Raw genomic sequence first — 19,834 nt, 5'->3', positions numbered from 1 at the left:
TTCTTCGGTCGCGCGTACGTCCGCGATCACAGCTGCCCGGGTTCATTCGGGACAGCGATCCCCTTGAGCAGCTTGAACAACTTGAGCATCGAAGACCGAAAGCAGGACCAGCCCTGAGTACGCACCTCGACCACCGCAACCCTCTCGTGTTCGATACGCACGAGTTGGGACGGCGTCCTGGTGCCCAGCAGCGGCTGACCCGCACGGTCGACGCCCCCAAGGACTTCGGTATCGATGGGGTCATCGGAGTGCCGGAAGGCGCGCCGCTGGAGCTCGAGGTGCGTCTCGAGTCGGTCATGGAAGGTGTGCTTGTCACAGGCACCGCCCGTGCATCGGCCAAGGGGGAGTGCGTAAGGTGTCTGGAGCCGCTCGACCTCGAGGTCGACGCGGACTTCCAGGAGATGTTCTCGTACCCTGACGCCGACGACCGGAGCCGTGTCACAGCGGAACCGGCCGACGACGCCGAGGAAGACGAGGACAGGCTCTTTCTCGAGGACGGCTTGTTCGACCTCGAATCTGTGCTGCGTGATGCGGTGGTGCTCGCACTGCCGATGCAGCCGGTGTGCCAGGACGACTGTCCGGGTCTGTGCTCCCAGTGCGGAGCGCGGCTCGCGGACGACCCGGACCACCACCATGACGCCGTCGACATCCGTTGGGCGGCACTGCAGGGACTCGCCGGGACCATCCAGGACGGCGAGAAGGACGAGATGAGCGGCGCCGAAGCTGGCGTCGACGAGAAGCAGGAGAAGTAGCCGTGGCTGTTCCGAAGCGGAAGATGTCGCGCAGCAACACGCGCCACCGCCGGTCGCAGTGGAAGGCTGCGGTCCCCACCCTGGTTGCGTGCGAGCGCTGCCACGAGCCCAAGCTGCAGCACATCGCGTGCCCGGCTTGCGGCACTTACAACAAGCGCCAGGTCCTCGAGGTCTGAGCGGCTGGTGAGAGGCGCAATGTCTGAGTCGAACAAGACGGACAATGCCTCGTCCCACACGCTTCTGGAAGGGCGGCTCGGGTACAAGCTCGAGTCCGCCCTTCTGGTGCGTGCGCTGACCCACCGCTCGTACGCGTACGAGAACGGCGGTCTGCCGACGAACGAGCGGCTCGAGTTCCTCGGGGACTCCGTGCTCGGCCTCGTCGTCACGGACACGCTGTACACCACCCACCCCGACCTGCCCGAAGGCCAGCTGGCCAAGTTGCGGGCCGCGGTGGTCAATTCGCGTGCACTTGCGGAGGTCAGCCGTGGGCTCGACCTGGGTTCCTTCATCCGGCTCGGCCGGGGCGAAGAGGGCACGGGCGGCCGGGACAAGGCGTCCATCCTCGCCGACACGCTTGAAGCGGTGATCGGCGCCGTATATCTCGACCAGGGTCTGGACGCGGCGGGCGAACTCGTCCACCGTCTCTTCGATCCCCTGATCGAGAAGTCCTCGAATCTAGGTGCGGGCCTGGACTGGAAGACCAGTCTCCAGGAGCTCACCGCGACCGAGGGGCTCGGCGTTCCCGAGTACCTGGTCTCGGAGACCGGCCCCGACCACGAGAAGACCTTTACTGCTGCCGCCCGCGTCGGAGGCGTCTCGTACGGCACCGGCACCGGCCGCAGCAAGAAGGAAGCGGAGCAGCAGGCCGCTGAATCGGCATGGCGCGCGATCCGCGCGGCTGCCGACGAGCGCGCCGAGGCGGCGAAGACGGCTGATGCCGTCGAGGCCACCGTGGCAGCCGAGGGGAACGCCGACTCCTCCTCGGCGTCTGCCTGACGCCCGCATCCGAACTGTCCGGTGCCGACCGTCCTGAGGGACGGTCGGCACCGTTCGTTTCGTTCCAGAGCTTCCAGAGCCCTCACAAGGAGACACCGTGCCCGAGCTGCCCGAGGTCGAGGTCGTACGGCGCGGACTCGAGCGCTGGGTCGCCCACCGCACCGTCGCCGACGTGGAGGTCCTGCACCCGCGCGCCGTGCGCCGTCACATCGGGGGCGGCGCGGACTTCGCGAACCGGCTGAAGGGCCAGCGCATCGGCGTACCCGAGCGGCGCGGGAAGTATCTGTGGCTGCCGCTGGAGCCGACGGGCGGCGCGGTCCTCGCGCACCTCGGCATGAGCGGACAGCTCCTGGTGCAGCCAGCCGAGGCGCCGGACGAGAAGCATCTGCGCATCCGCGTCCGCTTCGCCGACGAGCTGGGTACGGAGCTGCGCTTCATCGACCAGCGCACCTTCGGCGGCCTCTCACTGCACGAGACGGGCCCCGACGGGCTGCCGGACGTCATCGCGCACATCGCGCGCGACCCGCTGGACCCGAAGTTCGACGACGAGGCGTTCCACGAGGCGCTGCGCAGGCGCCGCACGACCATCAAGCGGGCCCTGCTCGACCAGTCCCTGATCAGCGGCGTCGGCAACATCTACGCGGACGAGGCGCTGTGGCGCTCGCGGCTCCACTACGAGCGGCCGACCACCGGCTTCACGCGCCCGCGCACGGCCGAACTCCTCGGCCACGTACGGGACGTGATGAACGCGGCCCTCGCTGTCGGCGGCACCAGCTTCGACAGCCTCTACGTGAATGTGAACGGCGAGTCCGGTTACTTCGACCGCTCGCTCGACGCCTACGGCCGCGAGGGCGAGCCGTGCCGGCGCTGCGGCACGATCATTCGCCGACGCCCCTGGATGAACCGCTCCAGCTACTTCTGCCCGCGCTGTCAGCGCCCGCCGCGCGCCCCGTCCGCGTCGTAGCGGGCGCGTGAGGCGAGCACGTCGTCCATCCGGCCTTCGACGAACTGGATGAGGGTCAGCAACCGTTCGGAGATCTCGCGCCCGAGCGGCGTCAGCTCGTAGTCCACGCGCGGCGGGTTGGTCGGCTGCGCCTCGCGATGCACGAGGCCGTCGCGCTCCAGCGCGTGCAGGGTCTGCGACAGCATCTTCTCGCTCACGCCGTCCACCCGGCGCCGCAGCTCGTTGAAGCGGAAGCTGCCCTCGTGCAGCGCCCCCAGCGTGAGCGCACCCCAGCGGCCCGTCACGTGCTCGAGGGTGCCGCGGGACGGGCACTGCCGGGAGAACACGTCGTACGCGAGGTCGCCGCCGCTCGATTCCATGCGGCAAGCGTACTCCGGCACAGCGCGAACCTCAGGGGTGCGCTAACTGGAGGTTAGTGGGGCGCAGTGACGTCAGAAGCCGAAGTCCTGCGTCCACCACGGGCCGCCCGACCCGAAGTGCACGCCGACCCCCAGCGTCTTGTAGTCGCAGTTGAGGATGTTCGCGCGGTGGCCGGGGCTGTTCATCCAGGAGTCCATGACGGACTGGGCGTTGGCCTGGCCGCGGGCTATGTTCTCGCCACCGAGGTCCGTTATGCCGGCCTTCTTCGCGCGGTCCCAGGGTGTTGCGCCATCCGGGTCCGTGTGGTCGAAGAAGCCACGCGCGGCCATGTCCTCGCTGAAGTTCCCGGCGAGGGAGGCGAGGCCGCTGTCCGCGGTCACCGGGCTGCAGCCGACCTTGGCCCGCTCCGTGTTGACCAGCGCGAGCACCTGGGCCTCGGCCGACGCCTCGCCGGACGGGGCCTTCAGGCTGGGCGCGGCCGCCGGGGGCTTCGGCTTCGTGGTGGCGGTCTTCGAAGGGGTCGCAGTCCTGGGCGAGGTCGCCGCGCCGCCGGAACCGGAGGACTTGCTCGGTGAGGCCTTCTTCGACGGGGTCGAGGACGGCTTCGACGAAGATGGCGAAGGAGAGTCCGAGCGCTCCGCGCTGCGGCTCGCGGAGGAGGGGGCGCGGTCGGCGCTGCCGTCCGTACCGCCCTGCGTCTGGAGCCCCGAGGGGGAGTCGGCGGCGCGCACCTTGTCGGCGCCGCTGCCGCCGCCCAGCGAGTAGTTGTCCATGCCGGGGATCACCCCGGAGGCCACCGCGACGGCGCCCATCGCCACGGCGGCCGAGACTCCGAGGAGTCCCGTCCGCACCGGCCTGGCGACGCGCTTCCTGCGGCGGTGCGAGCTGCTGCCCGGGCTGCCGGGAGGTAGGTACGCGGCCCGTGGCTCGCCCGGGTGGGTGTGGTCGAAGGCCCGCCCCAGGTCGCCGTCTGCCGAGCCGTGCGGGCCGGCGAATCCGCCGGCGGCGTACCTCTCCATGTGCGCGCCGTCGTACGCGCCGGTCTGGCCGGTCTCGTACGTACCGTCGTGCCCGGCATACGAACCGGCCGTGCTGTCCGTGGCGCGACCCGTGGCGGCGCGGCCGGCGTCGGAGCGTCGGTGGCGTCCCATCCTGTGGCCTTCCTCGTCCTCGCTGTGGGCAATGCGACTCACCCGTACGGGTGACGCACATTGGTCCGGGACGGTACCCCACGACGCAAGGGGGCGAAGTGCTCCGAGTGCAATTGGCCGGTTAGCGTGCCCCTATGAACGAAGACGTACGCATCACCGCCTGGGTGCGCGGACGCGTCCAACGTGTGGGTTTTCGCTGGTTCACGCGGGCGAAGGCTCTTGAGATCGGCGGCCTGAGTGGCTTTGCTCTCAATTTGGACGACGGCCGGGTCCAGGTCGTCGCGGAGGGGTCACGCGAGAGTTGTCAGGGTCTTCTCGACTGGCTCCGCGACGGCGACACACCCGGGAGGGTCGACGGAGTCACGGAGATCTGGGACGCCCCGCGCGGCGGATACGCCGACTTCGCCATTCGCTGAGAAGGACACGCAGGCCAGGGCCCTGAGAGGCGTTCATGGCATGCCCCGGGCAACTGCGCGGGGCAGGAATGACCTGGTGGTTGCCAATAAGAGCTTGTCGTGGCAGGCTCGCGAAGTAAGGATGATCTCCACGCCCTCAGGGGCCCGAAGTGAGGCCGCGCCGAAGTTTTCTCGGTGCCGAGCCCCCGGGCTTACCCGTCGATACGGGGTGTGATCGTGTTGACCGTCAAACTTTTTGGTGAGACTCTGGAAGCCCCGCGCACCTTAGCTGTTTGGCATGTATGAACGGCAGCAAGACAACGAGTGCCAGGCACCGCGGGTGCGAATCCCTCACGACCCACACCGCTTCGGTCGGTCACTCATTGTGGAGGACCATCCATCATGGCAAAGGCGCTTCTCGGTTACGTCGGCGGTTCCGACCCGCGACTCCTCGCCGAGATGCGACGGCTCCAGCAGCGCGTCCAGGACCTTGAGTCCGAACTCGTTCGGATCCAGTCCGAGAACGACGCGCTCGCGGCTGCCGCTTCTCACGAATCGCTCCTCGAGAGCATCGACGTACCCCAGGCGGAGCCTGCGCTCACCTGACCACATCCCGCCCACGACACCAGCGGTCAGGCAGCCCTTTCATCAAGCCGCTTGATCACATTTCTCAGATCTGCAAGGGACGCTTTCGCGTCCCTTCCTTCTGACTTTTCTCTCCGCATGCGCCGCCCCGTACCGCGCGCCCTCGAATGCCCCGTCAATGCTCCGCGCGTCGACGTCTTTCTTTAACGTCTGATGTGCCCTGCACTTTCCTGGGCGAAACCGCGGGTTCATGGAGTGAGACACACGCGGCGGGTAGAGTCCGGCGGCGTGCACCTCAAGGCCCTGACCCTGCGCGGGTTCAAATCGTTCGCCTCGGCCACCACACTGCGGTTCGAGCCGGGCATCACCTGCGTCGTCGGCCCCAATGGCTCGGGCAAGTCCAATGTCGTGGACGCCCTCAGCTGGGTCATGGGCGAGCAGGGTGCGAAGTCGCTGCGCGGCGGCAAGATGGAGGACGTCATCTTCGCCGGCACGACCGGGCGCCCGCCGCTCGGCCGCGCCGAGGTGTCGCTGACCATCGACAACTCCGACGGCGCGCTGCCCATCGAGTACGCCGAGGTCACCATCACGCGGATCATGTTCCGCAACGGTGGCAGCGAATACCAGATCAACGGCGACACGTGTCGGCTGCTCGACATCCAGGAGTTGCTGTCCGACTCCGGCATCGGCCGCGAGATGCACGTCATCGTCGGCCAGGGCCAACTCGACTCCGTGCTGCACGCCGACCCGATGGGACGCCGCGCCTTCATCGAAGAGGCCGCCGGGGTCCTCAAGCACCGCAAGCGCAAGGAGAAGGCGCTGCGGAAGCTGGACGCGATGCAGGCCAACCTCGCGCGCGTGCAGGACCTGACGGACGAGTTGCGGCGGCAGCTGAAGCCGCTCGGGCGCCAGGCCGCCGTCGCGCGCCGCGCCGCCGTCATCCAGGCCGACCTCCGCGACGCGCGGCTGCGGCTCCTCGCCGACGACCTCGTACGCATGCGGGGTGCGCTGCGCGCCGAGATCGAGGACGAGGCGGCGCTCAAGGAACGCAAGGACGCCGCCGAGGCCGAGCTGAAGAAGGCACTCCAGCGCGAGGCGCTCCTGGAGGCCGAGGTCCGGCAGCTCACGCCGCGGCTCCAGCGCGCCCAGCAGACCTGGTACGAGCTGTCGCAGCTGGCCGAGCGGGTACGCGGCACCGTCTCCCTGGCTGACGCGCGGGTCAAGAGCGCGACGTCCGCCCCCGCGGAGGAGCGGCGCGGGCGCGACCCCGAGGACATGGAGCGCGAGGCCGCCCGGATTCGCGAGCAGGAGGCCGAACTGGAGGCCGCCCTCGAAGCGGCCGAGCGCGCCCTCGACGACACGGTGGCCCACCGGGCCGACCTGGAACGGGAGTTGGCGGCCGAGGAGCGCCGGCTCAAGGACGCCGCCCGGGCCATCGCCGACCGGCGCGAGGGACTCGCCCGGCTGAACGGGCAGGTCAACGCCGCCCGTTCGCGGGCCGCCGCGGCGCAGGCCGAGATCGACCGACTCGCCGCCGCGCGGGACGAGGCGAGGGACCGGGCCGTCGCGGCGCAGGAGGAGTACGAGCAGCTCAAGGCCGAGGTCGACGGGCTCGACGCCGGGGACGCGGAGCTCGGGGACCGGCACGACGCGGCCAGGGCCGCCCTCGCCGACGCGGAGTCCGCGCTGACGGCGGCCCGGGAGGCCCTGACGTCCGCGGAACGCAAGCGGGCAGCGGTTTCGGCCCGGCACGACGCCCTCGCGCTCGGGCTGCGCCGCAAGGACGGTACCGGCGCGCTGCTCGGTGCCCGCGACCGCCTGACGGGAGTCCTCGGCCCCGCGGCCGAACTGCTCTCCGTCACCCCCGGCTTCGAGGTCCCGGTCGCCGCGGCGTTCGGTGCCGCGGCCGACGCCATCGCCGTGACGACACCCGCCTCCGCCGCGGAAGCGATCCGCCTCCTGCGCAAACAGGACGCGGGGCGCGCGGCACTGTTGCTGGCGGGGGAGGAGGACGCCTCCGGTGTGGCCGCGGGAGTGCCCGCGTCGTCGGCTGGGGGGTCCCCTCTTGGCGACGGGTTCGCGGGTGGGGGGCCTGGGGCTGGTGGTGACGGTGGCGTAGCCCATGCGGAGAGGGGTGCGTCGGCGGCCGGGGCGGTCGGTGACGGCGACGGGCCCGGTGGCTTCGGGAGTGCGTACCCGGCACGGCCCGCGCACGGCGGGGACGGGCCGCCCCTCGTGGCCGATTTCGTGCGGGGGCCCTCCGAATTGATGCCTGCCGTGCGGCGGTTGCTGCGGGGGATCGTGGTCGTCGGGACGCTCGAGGACGCCGAGGATCTCGTCTACGCGAGGCCCGAGCTGACCGCGGTCACCGCCGAAGGGGACCTGCTCGGGGCGCACTTCGCTCAGGGCGGTTCCGCCGGGGCGCCCAGTCTTCTCGAGGTGCAGGCCTCCGTCGACGAGGCCGCGGGCGAGCTGACCGAGCTCGGGGTGCGGTGCGAGGAACTGGCCGAGGCGCAGCACAGCGCGGTCGCGCGGCGCGCGGAGGCCGCCGCGCTCGTGGAGGAGCTGGGGGAGCGGCGCCGGGCCGCCGACCGGGAGAAGTCGTCCGTGGCGCAGCAGCTCGGCCGGCTGTCCGGACAGGCGCGGGGCGCTGCCGGGGAGGCCGAGCGCAGCGCCGCCGCGGCCGCCAAGGCGCAGGAGGCGCTGGAGAAGGCCGTACAGGACGCCGAGGAGCTGGCCGAACGGCTCGCCGTCGCCGAGGAGATGCCGGCCGACGAGGAGCCGGACACCGCGGTACGCGACCGGCTCGCCGCCGACGGCGCCAATGCCCGTCAGACCGAGATGGAGGCCCGGCTCCAGGCTCGTACGCACGAGGAGCGGGTGAAGGGCCTTGCCGGACGCGCGGATTCGCTGGACCGGGCGGCCCGTGCGGAGCGCGAGGCACGCGCGCGTGCGGAGCGGCAGCGCTCCCGGCTGCGCCACGAGGCGGCCGTGGCCGAGGCAGTGGCCTCCGGCGCCCGGCAGCTCCTCGCCCACGTGGAGGTCTCGGTCGGACGGGCCGAGCGGGAGCGGGCGTCCGCCGAGAGCGCCAAGGGTGAGCGGGAGCGGGAGCTCGTCGCCGAGCGGGCCCGGGGCCGGGACCTGAAGGCGGAGCTCGACAAGCTGACGGACTCGGTCCACCGGGGTGAGGTGCTCGGCGCCGAGAAGCGGCTGCGGATCGAGCAGCTGGAGGCCAAGGCGCTGGAGGAACTCGGTGTCGAACCGGCGGGACTCGTGGCGGAGTACGGGCCGCAGCAGCCCGTACCGCCCTCGCTCCCGGCCGAGGGCGAGGAACTGCCCGACGACCCCGAGCACCCCCGCAACCAGCCGCGGCCGTTCGTGCGCGCGGAGCAGGAGAAGCGGCTCAAGTCAGCCGAACGGGCGTATCAGCAGCTCGGAAAGGTGAATCCGCTGGCTCTTGAGGAGTTCGCCGCGCTGGAGGAGCGCCACAAGTTCCTCAGCGAGCAGCTCGAGGACCTGAAGAAGACGAGGACCGATCTCCTTCAGGTGGTGAAGGAAGTCGACGAGCGCGTCGAGCAGGTCTTCACCGAGGCGTACCGGGACACGGCCCGGGAGTTCGAGGGCGTCTTCAGCCGGCTCTTCCCCGGCGGCGACGGACGGCTGATCCTGACCGATCCCGACAACATGCTGACCACGGGTGTCGATGTGGAGGCCCGCCCTCCGGGCAAGAAGGTCAAGCGGCTGTCGTTGCTCTCCGGTGGCGAGCGCTCCCTGACCGCGGTGGCGCTGCTCGTCTCGATCTTCAAGGCGCGGCCGAGTCCCTTCTACGTGATGGACGAGGTCGAGGCCGCACTCGACGACACCAACCTCCAGCGACTCATCCGCATCATGCAGGAGCTCCAGGAGGCCTCCCAGCTCATCGTGATCACGCACCAGAAGCGCACGATGGAGGTCGCCGACGCGCTCTACGGGGTGTCGATGCAGGGTGATGGCGTGTCGAAGGTGATCAGTCAGCGACTGCGCTAGCCGCACGCGGGTCCGCCCGGAAATCGATCACCGTCCCGGCCGGATCCCGGTCACCGGTGCCGTATCGGCTCCAGCGTCAGTCCCAAGATCAACCACAGGTTCATGTTCAATACTTGAACGATGCCTGCCACCAGGGCACCTGAAGTTCACGGATACCCCCCTCTTGACTTCGAAACTTGAAGGCATAGTCTCTGCAACGTTGCTTTTACCTTCAGGTGGTGGGCGGCGTGAAGTTGTGCGCCACTGGAAGGGCTCTCACCCCCACCCCCGGCACCGTTGCCGGTGGCCCGAGGAGTACACGTGACCAGCACAGCGAAGCCGCCAAGCGCCCGAGAGGCTCACCCCGACCATCTCGGCCACGTCATCTTCATCACAGCGGCGGCCGCGATGGGCGGCTTTCTCTTCGGCTACGACAGTTCCGTGATCAACGGAGCCGTCGAGGCCATCCGTGACCGGTACGACATCGGCTCCGGAACGCTCGCCCAGGTCATCGCCATCGCCCTGATCGGCTGTGCGATCGGTGCGGCCACCGCCGGCCGGATCGCGGACCGCATCGGCCGTATCCGCTGCATGCAGATCGCGGCCGTCCTCTTCACGATCAGCGCCGTCGGCTCCGCGCTGCCCTTCGCCCTCTGGGACCTGGCCTTCTGGCGGATCATCGGCGGCTTCGGCATCGGCATGGCCTCCGTCATCGGCCCGGCCTACATCGCCGAGGTCTCGCCGCCCGCGTACCGCGGCCGCCTCGGCTCCTTCCAGCAGGCCGCGATCGTCGTCGGCATCGCCATCTCACAGCTCGTCAACTACGGCATCCTGCAGGCCGCCGGCGGCGATCAGCGCGGTTCCGTCCTGGGCCTCGAGGCCTGGCAGGTCATGCTCGGTGTCATGGTCATCCCGGCCGTCCTCTACGGCATGCTGTCCTTCGCGATCCCCGAGTCGCCGCGCTTCCTCATCTCGGTCGGCAAGGACGCCAAGGCCAAGGAGATCCTCGCCGAGGTCGAGGGCACGAAGGTCGACCTGGACGCCCGCGTCGCCGAGATCGAGCACGCGATGAAGAGCGAGCACAAGTCCACGTTCAAGGACCTGCTCTCCGGCAAGGGCAACGGCGGTCTCTACTTCAAGCCGATCGTCTGGATCGGTATCGGCCTCTCGGTCTTCCAGCAGTTCGTCGGCATCAACGTCGCGTTCTACTACTCCTCGACGCTGTGGCAGTCGGTCGGTGTGAACCCGACGGACTCGTTCTTCTACTCGTTCACCACGTCGATCATCAACATCGTCGGCACCGTGATCGCGATGCTCCTGGTGGACCGCGTCGGCCGTAAGCCGCTGGCCCTGGTCGGTTCCGTCGGCATGGTCATCGGTCTCGCGCTGGAGGCCTGGGCGTTCTCGTACGACCTGGTGGACGGCAAGCTGCCGGCCACGCAGGGCTGGGTCGCCCTGATCGCGGCCCACTTCTTCGTCCTGTTCTTCGCCCTGTCGTGGGGTGTCGTCGTCTGGGTCTTCCTCGGCGAGATGTTCCCGAACAAGATCCGCGCCGCGGCGCTCGGCGTGGCCGCGTCCGCGCAGTGGATCGCCAACTGGGCCATCACCGCGAGCTTCCCGTCGCTGGCCGACTGGAACCTCTCCGGGACGTACATCATTTACACAATCTTCGCCGCGCTCTCGATCCCCTTCGTGCTCAAGTTCGTGAAGGAGACCAAGGGCAAGGCGTTGGAGGAGATGGGTTAAGTCCCCGCTGCCATCTCCTCACCCTCGTCACTGCCCCGGCTCAGACCGCAAGGTCTTCGAGCCGGGGCAGTACGTTTTCGCAGAACAGATGGAGGCTGCGCCATCCCTCGTCGACCGGCATGCCGCCGGACAGCGGGTGCAGCACATAGCTGTCGAGGGACTGCTCCACGCATTCGTCGGGCGTGAGGATCCGGTAGACGCCCTCGGCGCGCAGCTCGTCGACCGTCGTGGCCCCCGATTTCACCGCCGACTTGATGTCGCCGGACTGCCAGGACGCGTACGTCCGCGCCTCGTGCAGGAAGTGCTCTCCGTGCTCCGCCCACACGCGGTCGGGGTCCTCGGCGACGTGCAGCAGCGGGGTGACCGCCGCGGGCATCATCGTCCAGCCCTCGGTGCCGTGCTCGACGAGCTGTTCCTTGTAGTACGCCTCGAGTTCGGGCAGATGCGCGCTCGGGAAGAACGGCAGACCGAGGCGGGCCGCGCGCCGCGCCGCCGCCCGCGAGGAGCCGCCGACCAGGAGCAGCGGGTGGGGCTGGGTGAACGGGCGCGGCGTGACGCGGACCGTGCGGCCGCGGAAGCTGAACTCCTCGCCCGTCCACGCCTTGAGCAGGGTGTCGAGGAGTTCGTCCTGGAGCCTGCCCCGCTGCTTCCACTCGACGTCGAACTGGCCGTACTCCTCGGGCCGGTAGCCGATTCCGGCCACGGTGACGAGCCGGCCGCCGCTGAGCAGATCGAGTACGGCGATGTCCTCCGCGAGGCGGAGCGGATCGTGCAGCGGGCCGATGATCGCGGAGACCGTGACGGCGATGCGCCGGGTCGCGCCGAAGACGGCGCCCGCGAAGGTGAAGGGTGACGGCAGCCAGTTGTTGGCGACGCCGTGGTGCTCCTCGGTCTGGACGGTGGAGATGCCGCGGTCGTCGGCGTACGCCGCCATCTCGACGGCCGCCCTGTAGCGGGCGCTCAGTGATTCGGGCGTCGCCGCGGGATCCACGAGGTTGAAGCGCACGACCGTGACGGGCATGAGAAGTCCCCCTTCACAGGGCGGAGTTGGGCCGCTGGTGAAGGGGGACGGTAGCTGACGGAGCGTCAGACGGCCAGGGTCTCGCGCTTCTCTTCGGCACGGACCTCGGACGGGACGACGACGGCGGGCTTCGGCAGGACGACGTACAGCAGGCCGGAGATCACGATCGTGGCGACCCAGCCGAGGCCGTACTCGCCGATCGGGTTGTTCGCGGCGAGCGGGCCGGTGAACCAGTCGGACGTGGTGAACATCAGGCCGCCGATGAGGCCGATGGCCCAGGAGGCGACGGCCGCCGGGCTGAAGCCGCCCTTGTACCAGTAGGCGCTGGTGCGCGTCGTGTCGACGAGGGCCTCGGCGTCGTACTCCTTGCGCCGCAGCATGTCGGCGCCGAAGACGCCGACCCAGGCCGAGAACGCCACCGCGAGCAGCGACAGGAAGGCGATGAACGAGCCCATGAAGCTGGTCGCGACGAGCATCAGGATGCCGCCGAAGATCAGCGAGATCAGCGCGTTGATCGAGACGGCCCAGTGGCGCGGGACCTTGAAGCCGAGGGTCTGGGCGGTGAAGCCCGCCGAGTACATCGACATCGAGTTGATCAGCAGCATGCCGACCAGGGCGATCAGGAGGTAGGGGACCGCGATCCACAGCGGCAGGATCTCGCCGAGGAAGGAGACCGGGTCGGCGGCCGAGGCCAGGTCGGGCGTGGAGACCGCCATGACGGCGCCCATCAGGACCATCGGCAGGACGACGATGCCGGCGCCGCCGACGGAATTGCGGACGATCGCGACCGACGAGGCCGTGCGCGGCAGGTAGCGCGTGAAGTCCGGCGACGAGGGGATCCAGCTGACGCCGCCCGCGGCGATCAGTCCGATGCCGGTGACCATCAGCGACATCTTGCCCGCGGGCTGGTCGAAGACGCGGGTCCAGTCGGTGTTGGCGATCAGGTAGACCAGCACGAGGACCGAGAAGAGACCGAAGAGGTACGTCGCGTACTTGTTGCACTTCTGCACGGCGTTGATCCCGAGACCGGAGATCACGAACGTCGTGACGACGAAGAGCAGCAGCGTGACGATCACCAGGACGTCGTTGCTCTTCACGCCGAAGAGGATGTCCAGGACGGTGAGCACGGCGTAGGCGCCGGTCACCGCGTTGATCGTCTCCCAGCCCCAGCGGGCGACCCAGATGAGCGAACCGGGCAACAGATTGCCGCGCTGACCGAAGACCGCGCGTGACAGGGCCATGCCCGGCGCGCCGCCGCGCTTGCCGGCGATGCCGATCAGGCCGACGAGGCCGTACGAGACGATGGGGGCGGCGAACGCGACGACGAGCGCCTGCCAGAAGTTGAGCTTGTACGAGACGACCAGGCTCGCGCCCATCGTGAGCAGCAGCACACTGATGTTGGCGGCGACCCAGGTGGGGAACAGCTCACGGGTCCTGGCGGTGCGCTCGGACTCGGGGACGGGCTCGATGCCGCGGGTCTCGAGTGCGCCTTCGGATTCGGCGGTCTTGCTCATGCGGTGGGGTTCCGTGCCTCTCGCTCGGCTCCGTGGGTGCTGGTGGGGAAGCCGGTGGGGGGTGTGGGGAGGGGACGCTGTGGACTCTACGCGCGTTGCATCATCCTCTTCCATCGTACTTTAGTCCGAGTAATCCACTCAAGTGGCTTATGTTCTTTGGAGGAAGCCACAAAGAAAGGCGTGTGATAGTCCCTGAAATGGGCCATCACAGCCCTGGGTGCGCTGTGCGCACCCGGACCCGCGCTGACACTGCACGGGTTGTGACTCCACACTGGAGGGCTTCTCGCCGACGCTTGGTCGGACGACGGACCGGCCCGGATCGCAAGGCACGCAGCCCCGACGGACAACGAGGGGGGTCTGGCGCCTGGTCACGCCATACTGGTGTGGTTATGGAAATCGTCATCCTTGCTGTAGTCATCGCCGTGGTCGTGTTCGGCGCACTCGGCGGGCTCGTGATCGGCAGCCGCAGAAAGAAGCAGCTGCCCCCGCCGCCCCCCTCCGTGCCCGACATCACCGCCCCTCCGGCCGAGCCGCACGTCGGCGAAGAGGCCGAGACGCCGCGCGACGAACCCCGCCGCACGATCGAGGAGGTCGACCTCCCGCTCGTCGAGCCGGAGCCGTCCGCGCCCATCGCGGTGGAGGAGCCCCCGGCTCCGGCCGCGCCCGAGATCGAGGTTCCGGAGCCGACCGCGGGGCGTCTCGTACGCCTGCGCTCCCGGCTCTCCCGCTCGCAGAACGCGCTCGGCAAGGGGCTGCTCACGCTCCTCTCGCGCGAGCACCTGGACGAGGACACCTGGGAGGAGATCGAGGACACCCTGCTCACCGCCGACGTCGGCGTGCAGCCCACGCAGGAGCTCGTCGACCGGCTGCGCGAGCGGGTCAAGGTGCTCGGCACCCGCACGCCCGACGAGCTGCGCGCGCTGCTGCGCGAGGAGCTGGTCCAGCTCCTCGTCCCGGAGTTCGACCGCTCGGTCAAGACCGACTCGAACCTCGACACCCCGGGCATCGTGATGGTCGTCGGGGTCAACGGCACCGGTAAGACCACCACCACCGGCAAGCTCGCCCGCGTCCTGGTGGCCGACGGCAGGAACGTGGTGCTCGGCGCCGCCGACACCTTCCGCGCCGCCGCCGCCGACCAGCTCCAGACCTGGGGCGAGCGCGTCGGTGCCCGCACCGTGCGCGGCCCCGAGGGCGGCGACCCCGCGTCCATCGCCTTCGACGCCGTCAAGGAGGGCATCGAGGAGGGCGCGGACGTCGTCCTCATCGACACCGCGGGCCGGCTGCACACCAAGACCGGCCTCATGGACGAGCTCGGCAAGGTCAAGCGCGTCGTTGAGAAGCACGCTCCTCTCGACGAGATCCTCCTCGTGCTCGACGCGACGACCGGGCAGAACGGCCTGGTCCAGGCCCGAGTCTTCGCCGAGGTCGTGGACATCACCGGCATCGTGCTCACCAAGCTCGACGGCACGGCCAAGGGCGGCATCGTCATCGCCGTGCAGCGCGAGCTGGGCGTGCCGGTGAAGCTGATCGGCCTGGGCGAGGGCCCCGACGACCTGGCTCCGTTCGAGCCGGAGGCGTTCGTGGACGCGCTGATCGGCGAGTAGCCGTACGGACGTGTCCGCGCACATGGAAGCGCCCGCTCCCCCCAGGGAGCGGGCGCTTCCATGTGCGCGGGCCGCCGCCAGGGCCTCTCGTTCGGACCAGGCGAACGAAAGACCCTAGACCGCCGGCGAGCGATGGGCCACGTACGCCAGGGTGCCGAGGACGAGGCGGGCCTGCGGGGGCTGGGTCGCCGAGTCGAGTCCGGGGGAGCGCAGCCACCGGACCGGGCCGAGGCCGCCGCGGTCGGAGGGCGGGGCGGTGATGTGGGTGCCGGGGCCGAGCGCGTGCAGGTCGAGGGCCGCGTCGTCCCAGCCCATCCGGTACAGCAGTGAGCCGAGTTCGGCGGCGGAGCCCGGCGCCACGAAGAAGTGGGCGCGCCCCTCGGGGGTCGTCGTCACGGGGCCGAGCGGCAGCCCCATCCGCTCCAGGCGGACGAGTGCGCGACGGCCGGCCGCCTCGGGTACGTCGATGATGTCGAACGCGCTGCCGACGGGCAGCATCACGGCGGCGCCGGGGAACTGCTCCCAGGTCTCGGTGACCTCGTCGAGCGTGGCGCCGGCGGGGACGGTCGGCGCGTGATCGATGGGGTGGGCGCCCGGCGAGGGGCAGTCCGCCCTGCCGCAGGAGCAGGCGCCGTCCGAGGCGCGTGTCCCCGGTACCGCCTCCCAGCCCCAGAGCCCGGTGAACTCGGCCACCGAGGTGCAGTCCGACGCGCGGCCCGCGGTGCGGCCGCGGCGACGCGTGCCGGACCGGATGTCGAGAATCCCGCGGCTGCCGCCGATCGTGAAGCCCATGCCCCCTCCAACGGGTCCTGCGCACCGGTGGTTACGAGACGGAATCGGATCGTTACCCTCTGCTTCCGTAGGGTCGTGAACCACCGACTCGGGGCGGCGCTCTATAGCTTCGGGGGTGGTGCGCCCGGTGCAGCACGCCCCGGCGTACACCGCTCCGCCCACTTTCGGCCGTCCTATGTCAAGTGAATCGCGTGTGGTGCTCCCCTAGTTCATTCGAAGGGGTGGCGAATGGTGGCGTTTCCGGGTTCGCCATGGCCGGAGGGGTGATCGTAGGATTACTTTCAGTACACGAGCCCCTGGGGCGTATGCACTCTTGGGTATGCCGCAGGCAAGTCGGTTTCCTGTTCGAGGAGTGACAACCACCGGACGGACGACCGTCGTTGACGGCATGCTGGTAGGGCTTGACGCACATCGCACCCCGCAGCAGCGGGGTGGCGAAGAGGTGGCTTCAGGGATGGGGGCGTTCCAGTGGGCGGCAGCGACGGAAGCGTGACGAACGCTGAGAAGCGCCCCAATGAGCTGCTGAGCTCGTGGTTCCTGCGCAGCGGCTGGTCCAAGGGCGAGCTGGCGCGCCAAGTGAACCGCCGAGCACGGCAGTTGGGTGCCAACCACATCTCCACGGACACCTCGCGCGTGCGCCGCTGGCTCGACGGTGAGAATCCGCGCGAGCCGATCCCGCGGATCCTGTCCGAGCTGTTCTCCGAGCGCTTCGGCTGCGTCGTGGCGGTCGAGGACCTCGGCCTGCGCGCCGCGCACCAGTCGCCCTCCGTGTCCGGCGTCGACCTGCCGTGGACGGGCCCGCAGACGGTGGCGCTGATCGGTGAGTTCTCCCGCAGCGACCTGATGCTGGCGCGCCGCGGATTCCTCGGCAGCGCCCTCGCGCTCTCCGCGGGCCCCGCGCTCATCGAGCCCATGCAGCGCTGGCTCGTGCCCACGCCCGGGACACCGGTGGCGGAGCCCGACCCGGCGGCCCTGCGCCGGGGGAACCGGCTCTCGAAGCCCGAGCTCGACCTTCTGGAGTCCACGACGGTCATGTTCCGTCAGTGGGACGCCCAGTGCGGCGGCGGGCTGCGCCGCAAGGCCGTGGTCGGCCAGCTGCACGAGGTGACCGACCTGCTTCAGGAGCCCCAGCCGGAGGCCACGACGAAGCGGCTCTTCAAGGTCGCGGCCGAACTGGCCGAGCTGGCGGGCTGGATGAGCTACGACGTGGGCCTCCAGCCCACCGCCCAGAAATACTTCGTCCTCGCCCTGCACGCGGCCAAGGAAGCCGGCGACAAGCCGCTCGGCTCGTACGTCCTGTCCAGCATGAGCCGGCAGATGATCCACCTCGGCCGGCCCGACGACGCGCTGGAACTCATCCATCTCGCGCAGTACGGCAGTCGTGACTGCGCCAGTCCGCGAACGCAGGCCATGCTGTATGCGATGGAGGCCCGCGCGTACGCGAACATCGGGCAGCCCGGCAAGTGCAAGCGGGCCGTCCGGATGGCCGAGGAGACCTTCCACGACGCCGACGACTGGGACGACCCGGACCCCGACTGGATCCGCTTCTTCTCCGAGGCCGAGCTGCACGGGGAGAACTCCCACTCGTACCGCGACCTCGCCTATGTGGCGGGCCGCAGCCCCACGTACGCCTCGATGTCCGAGCCCCTCATGCAGCGCGCCGTCGAGCTCTTCGAGAAGGACGCCGAGCACCAGCGTTCGTACGCTCTGAACCTGATCGGGATGGCCACGGTGCATCTGCTCCAGCGTGAGCCCGAGCAGTCCACGGTGCTCGCCGAGCAGGCCATGATCATCGCCAAGAAGGTGCGCTCCGAGCGGGTCAACACCCGTATCCGCAAGACCGTGGACACCGCGGTCCGTGAGTTCGGGGACGTCGCCGAGGTCGCGCACCTCACCGACCAGCTCGCGATCCACCTGCCGGAGACCGCCGAAGCGGTCTGAACCCATGTCCCCGGCCGCGGCCGGCCGTCCCGGACTGCCCGACTCGGCTCCCCCGTGCCAGGTCAACCGGATGGCCCGCCGCGGCCGGCCTTTGTCGGTTGCGTCACGATAACGATCGCCTCACCTGGTATCAGGCAGTTCATTGACGCGTAACACGCACGACCTCTTCGTCACTGCGGCGAAACATCGAGGGGCGTCCACGGAAACCGCGCTGCACCATTCTCTTGGCGCATAACCGGCCCACCCCTCATGACCGCACAGGCTTCGCCCGCACGGGGCCGTACCAACGACGAGGAGACGCCGATGCCCCCAGGCATCACGCTTGCCGCAGCCACGCCCACGCTGTCTGCAGCCAATACAGGGTTCATGCTGATCTGTTCCGCCCTGGTGATGATCATGACGCCGGGACTCGCCTTCTTCTACGGAGGCATGGTCCGCGTCAAGTCCACCCTGAACATGCTCATGATGAGCTTCATCAGCCTCGGGATCGTCACGATCCTGTGGGTCCTCTACGGCTTCTCCGCTGCCTTCGGCACCGACCACGGCAGCCTGATCGGCTGGTCCTCGGACTACGTCGGGCTCAGCGGCATCGGCCTGACGCAGCTGTGGGACGGCTACACCATCCCGATCTACGTCTTCGCCGTGTTCCAGCTGATGTTCGCGATCATCACGCCCGCCCTGATAAGCGGCGCGCTCGCCGACCGCGTGAAGTTCAGCGCCTGGGCGCTGTTCATCACCCTGTGGGCGACGCTCGTGTACTTCCCCGTCGCGCACTGGGTCTGGGGCACCGGCGGCTGGGCGTTCGACCTCGGCGTCATCGACTTCGCCGGCGGTACCGCGGTCCACATCAACGCGGGTGCGGCCGCTCTCGGCGTGATCCTCGTGATCGGCAAGCGCGTCGGCTTCAAGAAGGACCCGATGCGGCCCCACTCGCTGCCGCTGGTGATGCTCGGCGCCGGTCTGCTGTGGTTCGGCTGGTTCGGGTTCAACGCGGGCTCCTGGCTCGGCAACGACGACGGCGTCGGCGCGCTGATGTTCGTCAACACGCAGGTCGCCACCGCCGCCGCGATGCTCGCCTGGCTGATCTACGAGAAGATCAGGCACGGCGCGTGCACCACCCTCGGCGCCGCCTCCGGCGCGGTCGCCGGCCTCGTCGCGATCACCCCGTCCGGCGGCTCCTGCTCGCCGCTCGGCGCGATCGCCATCGGCGCCATCGCGGGTGTCCTGTGTGCCATGGCCGTCGGCCTCAAGTACAGGTTCGGCTACGACGACTCGCTCGACGTCGTCGGCGTCCACCTCGTCGGCGGGGTCATCGGCTCGCTCCTCATCGGCTTCTTCGCCACCGGCGGTGGCCAGTCCGACGCGCAGGGCCTCTTCTACGGCGGTGGCCTGACCCAGCTGTGGAAGCAGCTCGCCGGCGTCGGCGCGATCCTCGCGTACTCGCTCGTCGCCTCCGCGATCCTGGCCTTCCTGATCGACAAGACGATCGGCATGCGGGTCAGCGAGGACGCCGAGGTCTCCGGCATCGACCAGGTCGAGCACGCCGAGACCGCGTACGACTTCAGCGGCGCGGGCGGCGGCACGGCCTCCCGTTCGGCCGGCCCGGGCCCCGGACATGTCGACGAGTCGGCAGCGCCGACCAAGAAGGTGGACGCATGAAGCTCATCACGGCGGTCGTCAAGCCGCACCGGCTCGACGAGATCAAGGAAGCCCTCCAGGCCTTCGGTGTCCAGGGACTGACCGTCACCGAGGCCAGCGGCTACGGCCGCCAGCGCGGCCACACCGAGGTCTACCGCGGTGCCGAGTACACCGTCGACCTCGTGCCGAAGATCCGCATCGAGGTCCTCGTCGAGGACGACGACGCCGAACAGCTCATCGATGTCGTGGTCAAGGCTGCCAGGACCGGCAAGATCGGGGACGGCAAGGTCTGGGCCGTCCCGGTGGAGACCGCCGTCCGGGTCCGCACCGGTGAGCGCGGGCCGGACGCGCTGTAAACGGAACAGAGGAG

The 19,834-nt window shown here is 69.6% G+C and carries 17 protein-coding genes; 12 read left to right on the top strand and 5 right to left on the bottom strand.

Features of this window, described 5'->3' with window-relative positions; all coding sequences use genetic code 11:
• Positions 1-113: 113 nt before the first annotated feature.
• The 4 genes from OG456_RS10760 to mutM all read left to right on the top strand — a co-directional run bounded on the left by OG456_RS10760 (position 114) and on the right by mutM (position 2,712).
• Positions 114-752, top strand: a complete 639-nt coding sequence (locus tag OG456_RS10760; RefSeq protein ID WP_266569142.1) for a DUF177 domain-containing protein — start codon at positions 114-116, stop codon at positions 750-752.
• A 2-nt stretch (positions 753-754) separates the two neighbouring features.
• Positions 755-928 carry a 50S ribosomal protein L32 gene (gene rpmF / locus OG456_RS10755; RefSeq protein ID WP_006139588.1) on the top strand — a complete coding sequence of 58 codons (174 nt, stop codon included), beginning with the start codon at positions 755-757 and terminating at the stop codon, positions 926-928.
• Between the two features lie 19 nt (positions 929-947).
• Positions 948-1,748: a ribonuclease III gene (rnc, locus tag OG456_RS10750; protein ID WP_100595043.1), complete on the top strand. Its 801-nt coding sequence runs from the start codon at positions 948-950 to the stop codon at positions 1,746-1,748.
• A 97-nt stretch (positions 1,749-1,845) separates the two neighbouring features.
• Entirely contained in the window at positions 1,846-2,712 is an 867-nt protein-coding gene (mutM, locus tag OG456_RS10745; protein WP_266559611.1) for a bifunctional DNA-formamidopyrimidine glycosylase/DNA-(apurinic or apyrimidinic site) lyase, read from the top strand.
• Here the strand turns inward: mutM and OG456_RS10740 are convergent.
• A complete protein-coding gene (locus OG456_RS10740; RefSeq protein ID WP_266559609.1) occupies positions 2,679-3,071 on the bottom strand; it encodes a helix-turn-helix domain-containing protein in 393 nt (130 codons plus the stop codon). The two genes, mutM and OG456_RS10740, sit on opposite strands and share 34 nt — an antisense overlap.
• Positions 3,072-3,143: 72 nt before the next feature.
• Positions 3,144-4,223 (bottom strand): CAP domain-containing protein, encoded by a 1,080-nt coding sequence (locus OG456_RS10735; protein ID WP_266559607.1) that lies wholly within the window; start codon positions 4,221-4,223, stop codon positions 3,144-3,146.
• A 134-nt stretch (positions 4,224-4,357) separates the two neighbouring features.
• Between OG456_RS10735 and OG456_RS10730 the strand changes: the two genes are divergently transcribed.
• The 4 genes from OG456_RS10730 (at position 4,358) to OG456_RS10715 (ending at position 10,954) form a co-directional block, all read left to right on the top strand.
• A complete protein-coding gene (locus tag OG456_RS10730) occupies positions 4,358-4,639 on the top strand; it encodes an acylphosphatase (RefSeq protein WP_266559605.1) in 282 nt (93 codons plus the stop codon).
• A gap of 381 nt (positions 4,640-5,020) precedes the next feature.
• The gene (locus tag OG456_RS10725; RefSeq protein WP_116509408.1) at positions 5,021-5,224 is read left to right on the top strand and encodes a hypothetical protein; all 204 of its coding nucleotides are present in this window, start codon (positions 5,021-5,023) and stop codon (positions 5,222-5,224) included.
• 267 nt (positions 5,225-5,491) lie between these two features.
• Entirely contained in the window at positions 5,492-9,229 is a 3,738-nt protein-coding gene (locus tag OG456_RS10720; RefSeq protein ID WP_266559602.1) for an AAA family ATPase, read from the top strand.
• A 300-nt stretch (positions 9,230-9,529) separates the two neighbouring features.
• Complete coding sequence (locus OG456_RS10715; protein WP_266559600.1) at positions 9,530-10,954, top strand: sugar porter family MFS transporter; 1,425 nt, start codon at positions 9,530-9,532, stop codon at positions 10,952-10,954.
• A gap of 40 nt (positions 10,955-10,994) precedes the next feature.
• Here OG456_RS10715 and OG456_RS10710 read toward each other — a convergent pair whose 3' ends face one another.
• Together OG456_RS10710 and OG456_RS10705 are read right to left on the bottom strand one after the other, a co-directional pair.
• Entirely contained in the window at positions 10,995-11,975 is a 981-nt protein-coding gene (locus OG456_RS10710; RefSeq protein ID WP_266559598.1) for an LLM class flavin-dependent oxidoreductase, read from the bottom strand.
• A gap of 65 nt (positions 11,976-12,040) precedes the next feature.
• Positions 12,041-13,489: a cytosine permease gene (locus tag OG456_RS10705; protein WP_266559596.1), complete on the bottom strand. Its 1,449-nt coding sequence runs from the start codon at positions 13,487-13,489 to the stop codon at positions 12,041-12,043.
• Positions 13,490-13,878: 389 nt separating this feature from the next.
• Between OG456_RS10705 and ftsY the strand changes: the two genes are divergently transcribed.
• Positions 13,879-15,093, top strand: coding sequence for a signal recognition particle-docking protein FtsY (ftsY, locus tag OG456_RS10700; protein ID WP_266559594.1), 1,215 nt, complete (start codon positions 13,879-13,881; stop codon positions 15,091-15,093).
• A 114-nt stretch (positions 15,094-15,207) separates the two neighbouring features.
• Here the strand turns inward: ftsY and OG456_RS10695 are convergent, their stop codons facing one another.
• Positions 15,208-15,885, bottom strand: a complete 678-nt coding sequence (locus OG456_RS10695) for a bifunctional DNA primase/polymerase (protein WP_266559592.1) — start codon at positions 15,883-15,885, stop codon at positions 15,208-15,210.
• A 468-nt stretch (positions 15,886-16,353) separates the two neighbouring features.
• Between OG456_RS10695 and OG456_RS10690 the strand changes: the two genes are divergently transcribed.
• The 3 genes from OG456_RS10690 to OG456_RS10680 all read left to right on the top strand — a co-directional run bounded on the left by OG456_RS10690 (position 16,354) and on the right by OG456_RS10680 (position 19,820).
• A complete protein-coding gene (locus OG456_RS10690) occupies positions 16,354-17,826 on the top strand; it encodes a hypothetical protein (protein ID WP_266559590.1) in 1,473 nt (490 codons plus the stop codon).
• 303 nt (positions 17,827-18,129) lie between these two features.
• Positions 18,130-19,485, top strand: coding sequence for an ammonium transporter (locus tag OG456_RS10685; RefSeq protein WP_266559588.1), 1,356 nt, complete (start codon positions 18,130-18,132; stop codon positions 19,483-19,485).
• Complete coding sequence (locus OG456_RS10680) at positions 19,482-19,820, top strand: P-II family nitrogen regulator (protein ID WP_116509391.1); 339 nt, start codon at positions 19,482-19,484, stop codon at positions 19,818-19,820. Before OG456_RS10685 ends, OG456_RS10680 begins: the two co-directional genes overlap by 4 nt.
• The last annotated feature ends 14 nt before the right edge of the window (positions 19,821-19,834 follow it).

This window comes from Streptomyces sp. NBC_01446 (genome assembly GCF_026340095.1).
GTDB lineage: Bacteria > Actinomycetota > Actinomycetes > Streptomycetales > Streptomycetaceae > Streptomyces > Streptomyces aureus.
The sequence above is the reverse complement of the archived record's forward strand: the minus strand, read 5'-3'. Positions and strand labels throughout refer to the sequence as shown.

Coding starts and splice junctions, on each gene's coding strand:
- OG456_RS10735 (WP_266559607.1), bottom strand. CDS start 4,223: ATGGGACGCCACCGACGCTCCGACGCCGGCCGCGCCGCCACGGGTCGC.
- OG456_RS10705 (WP_266559596.1), bottom strand. CDS start 13,489: ATGAGCAAGACCGCCGAATCCGAAGGCGCACTCGAGACCCGCGGCATC.
- rnc (WP_100595043.1), top strand. CDS start 948: ATGTCTGAGTCGAACAAGACGGACAATGCCTCGTCCCACACGCTTCTG.
- OG456_RS10710 (WP_266559598.1), bottom strand. CDS start 11,975: ATGCCCGTCACGGTCGTGCGCTTCAACCTCGTGGATCCCGCGGCGACG.
- ftsY (WP_266559594.1), top strand. CDS start 13,879: ATGGAAATCGTCATCCTTGCTGTAGTCATCGCCGTGGTCGTGTTCGGC.
- OG456_RS10680 (WP_116509391.1), top strand. CDS start 19,482: ATGAAGCTCATCACGGCGGTCGTCAAGCCGCACCGGCTCGACGAGATC.
- OG456_RS10725 (WP_116509408.1), top strand. CDS start 5,021: ATGGCAAAGGCGCTTCTCGGTTACGTCGGCGGTTCCGACCCGCGACTC.
- OG456_RS10685 (WP_266559588.1), top strand. CDS start 18,130: ATGCCCCCAGGCATCACGCTTGCCGCAGCCACGCCCACGCTGTCTGCA.
- OG456_RS10730 (WP_266559605.1), top strand. CDS start 4,358: ATGAACGAAGACGTACGCATCACCGCCTGGGTGCGCGGACGCGTCCAA.
- OG456_RS10740 (WP_266559609.1), bottom strand. CDS start 3,071: ATGGAATCGAGCGGCGGCGACCTCGCGTACGACGTGTTCTCCCGGCAG.
- OG456_RS10695 (WP_266559592.1), bottom strand. CDS start 15,885: ATGGGCTTCACGATCGGCGGCAGCCGCGGGATTCTCGACATCCGGTCC.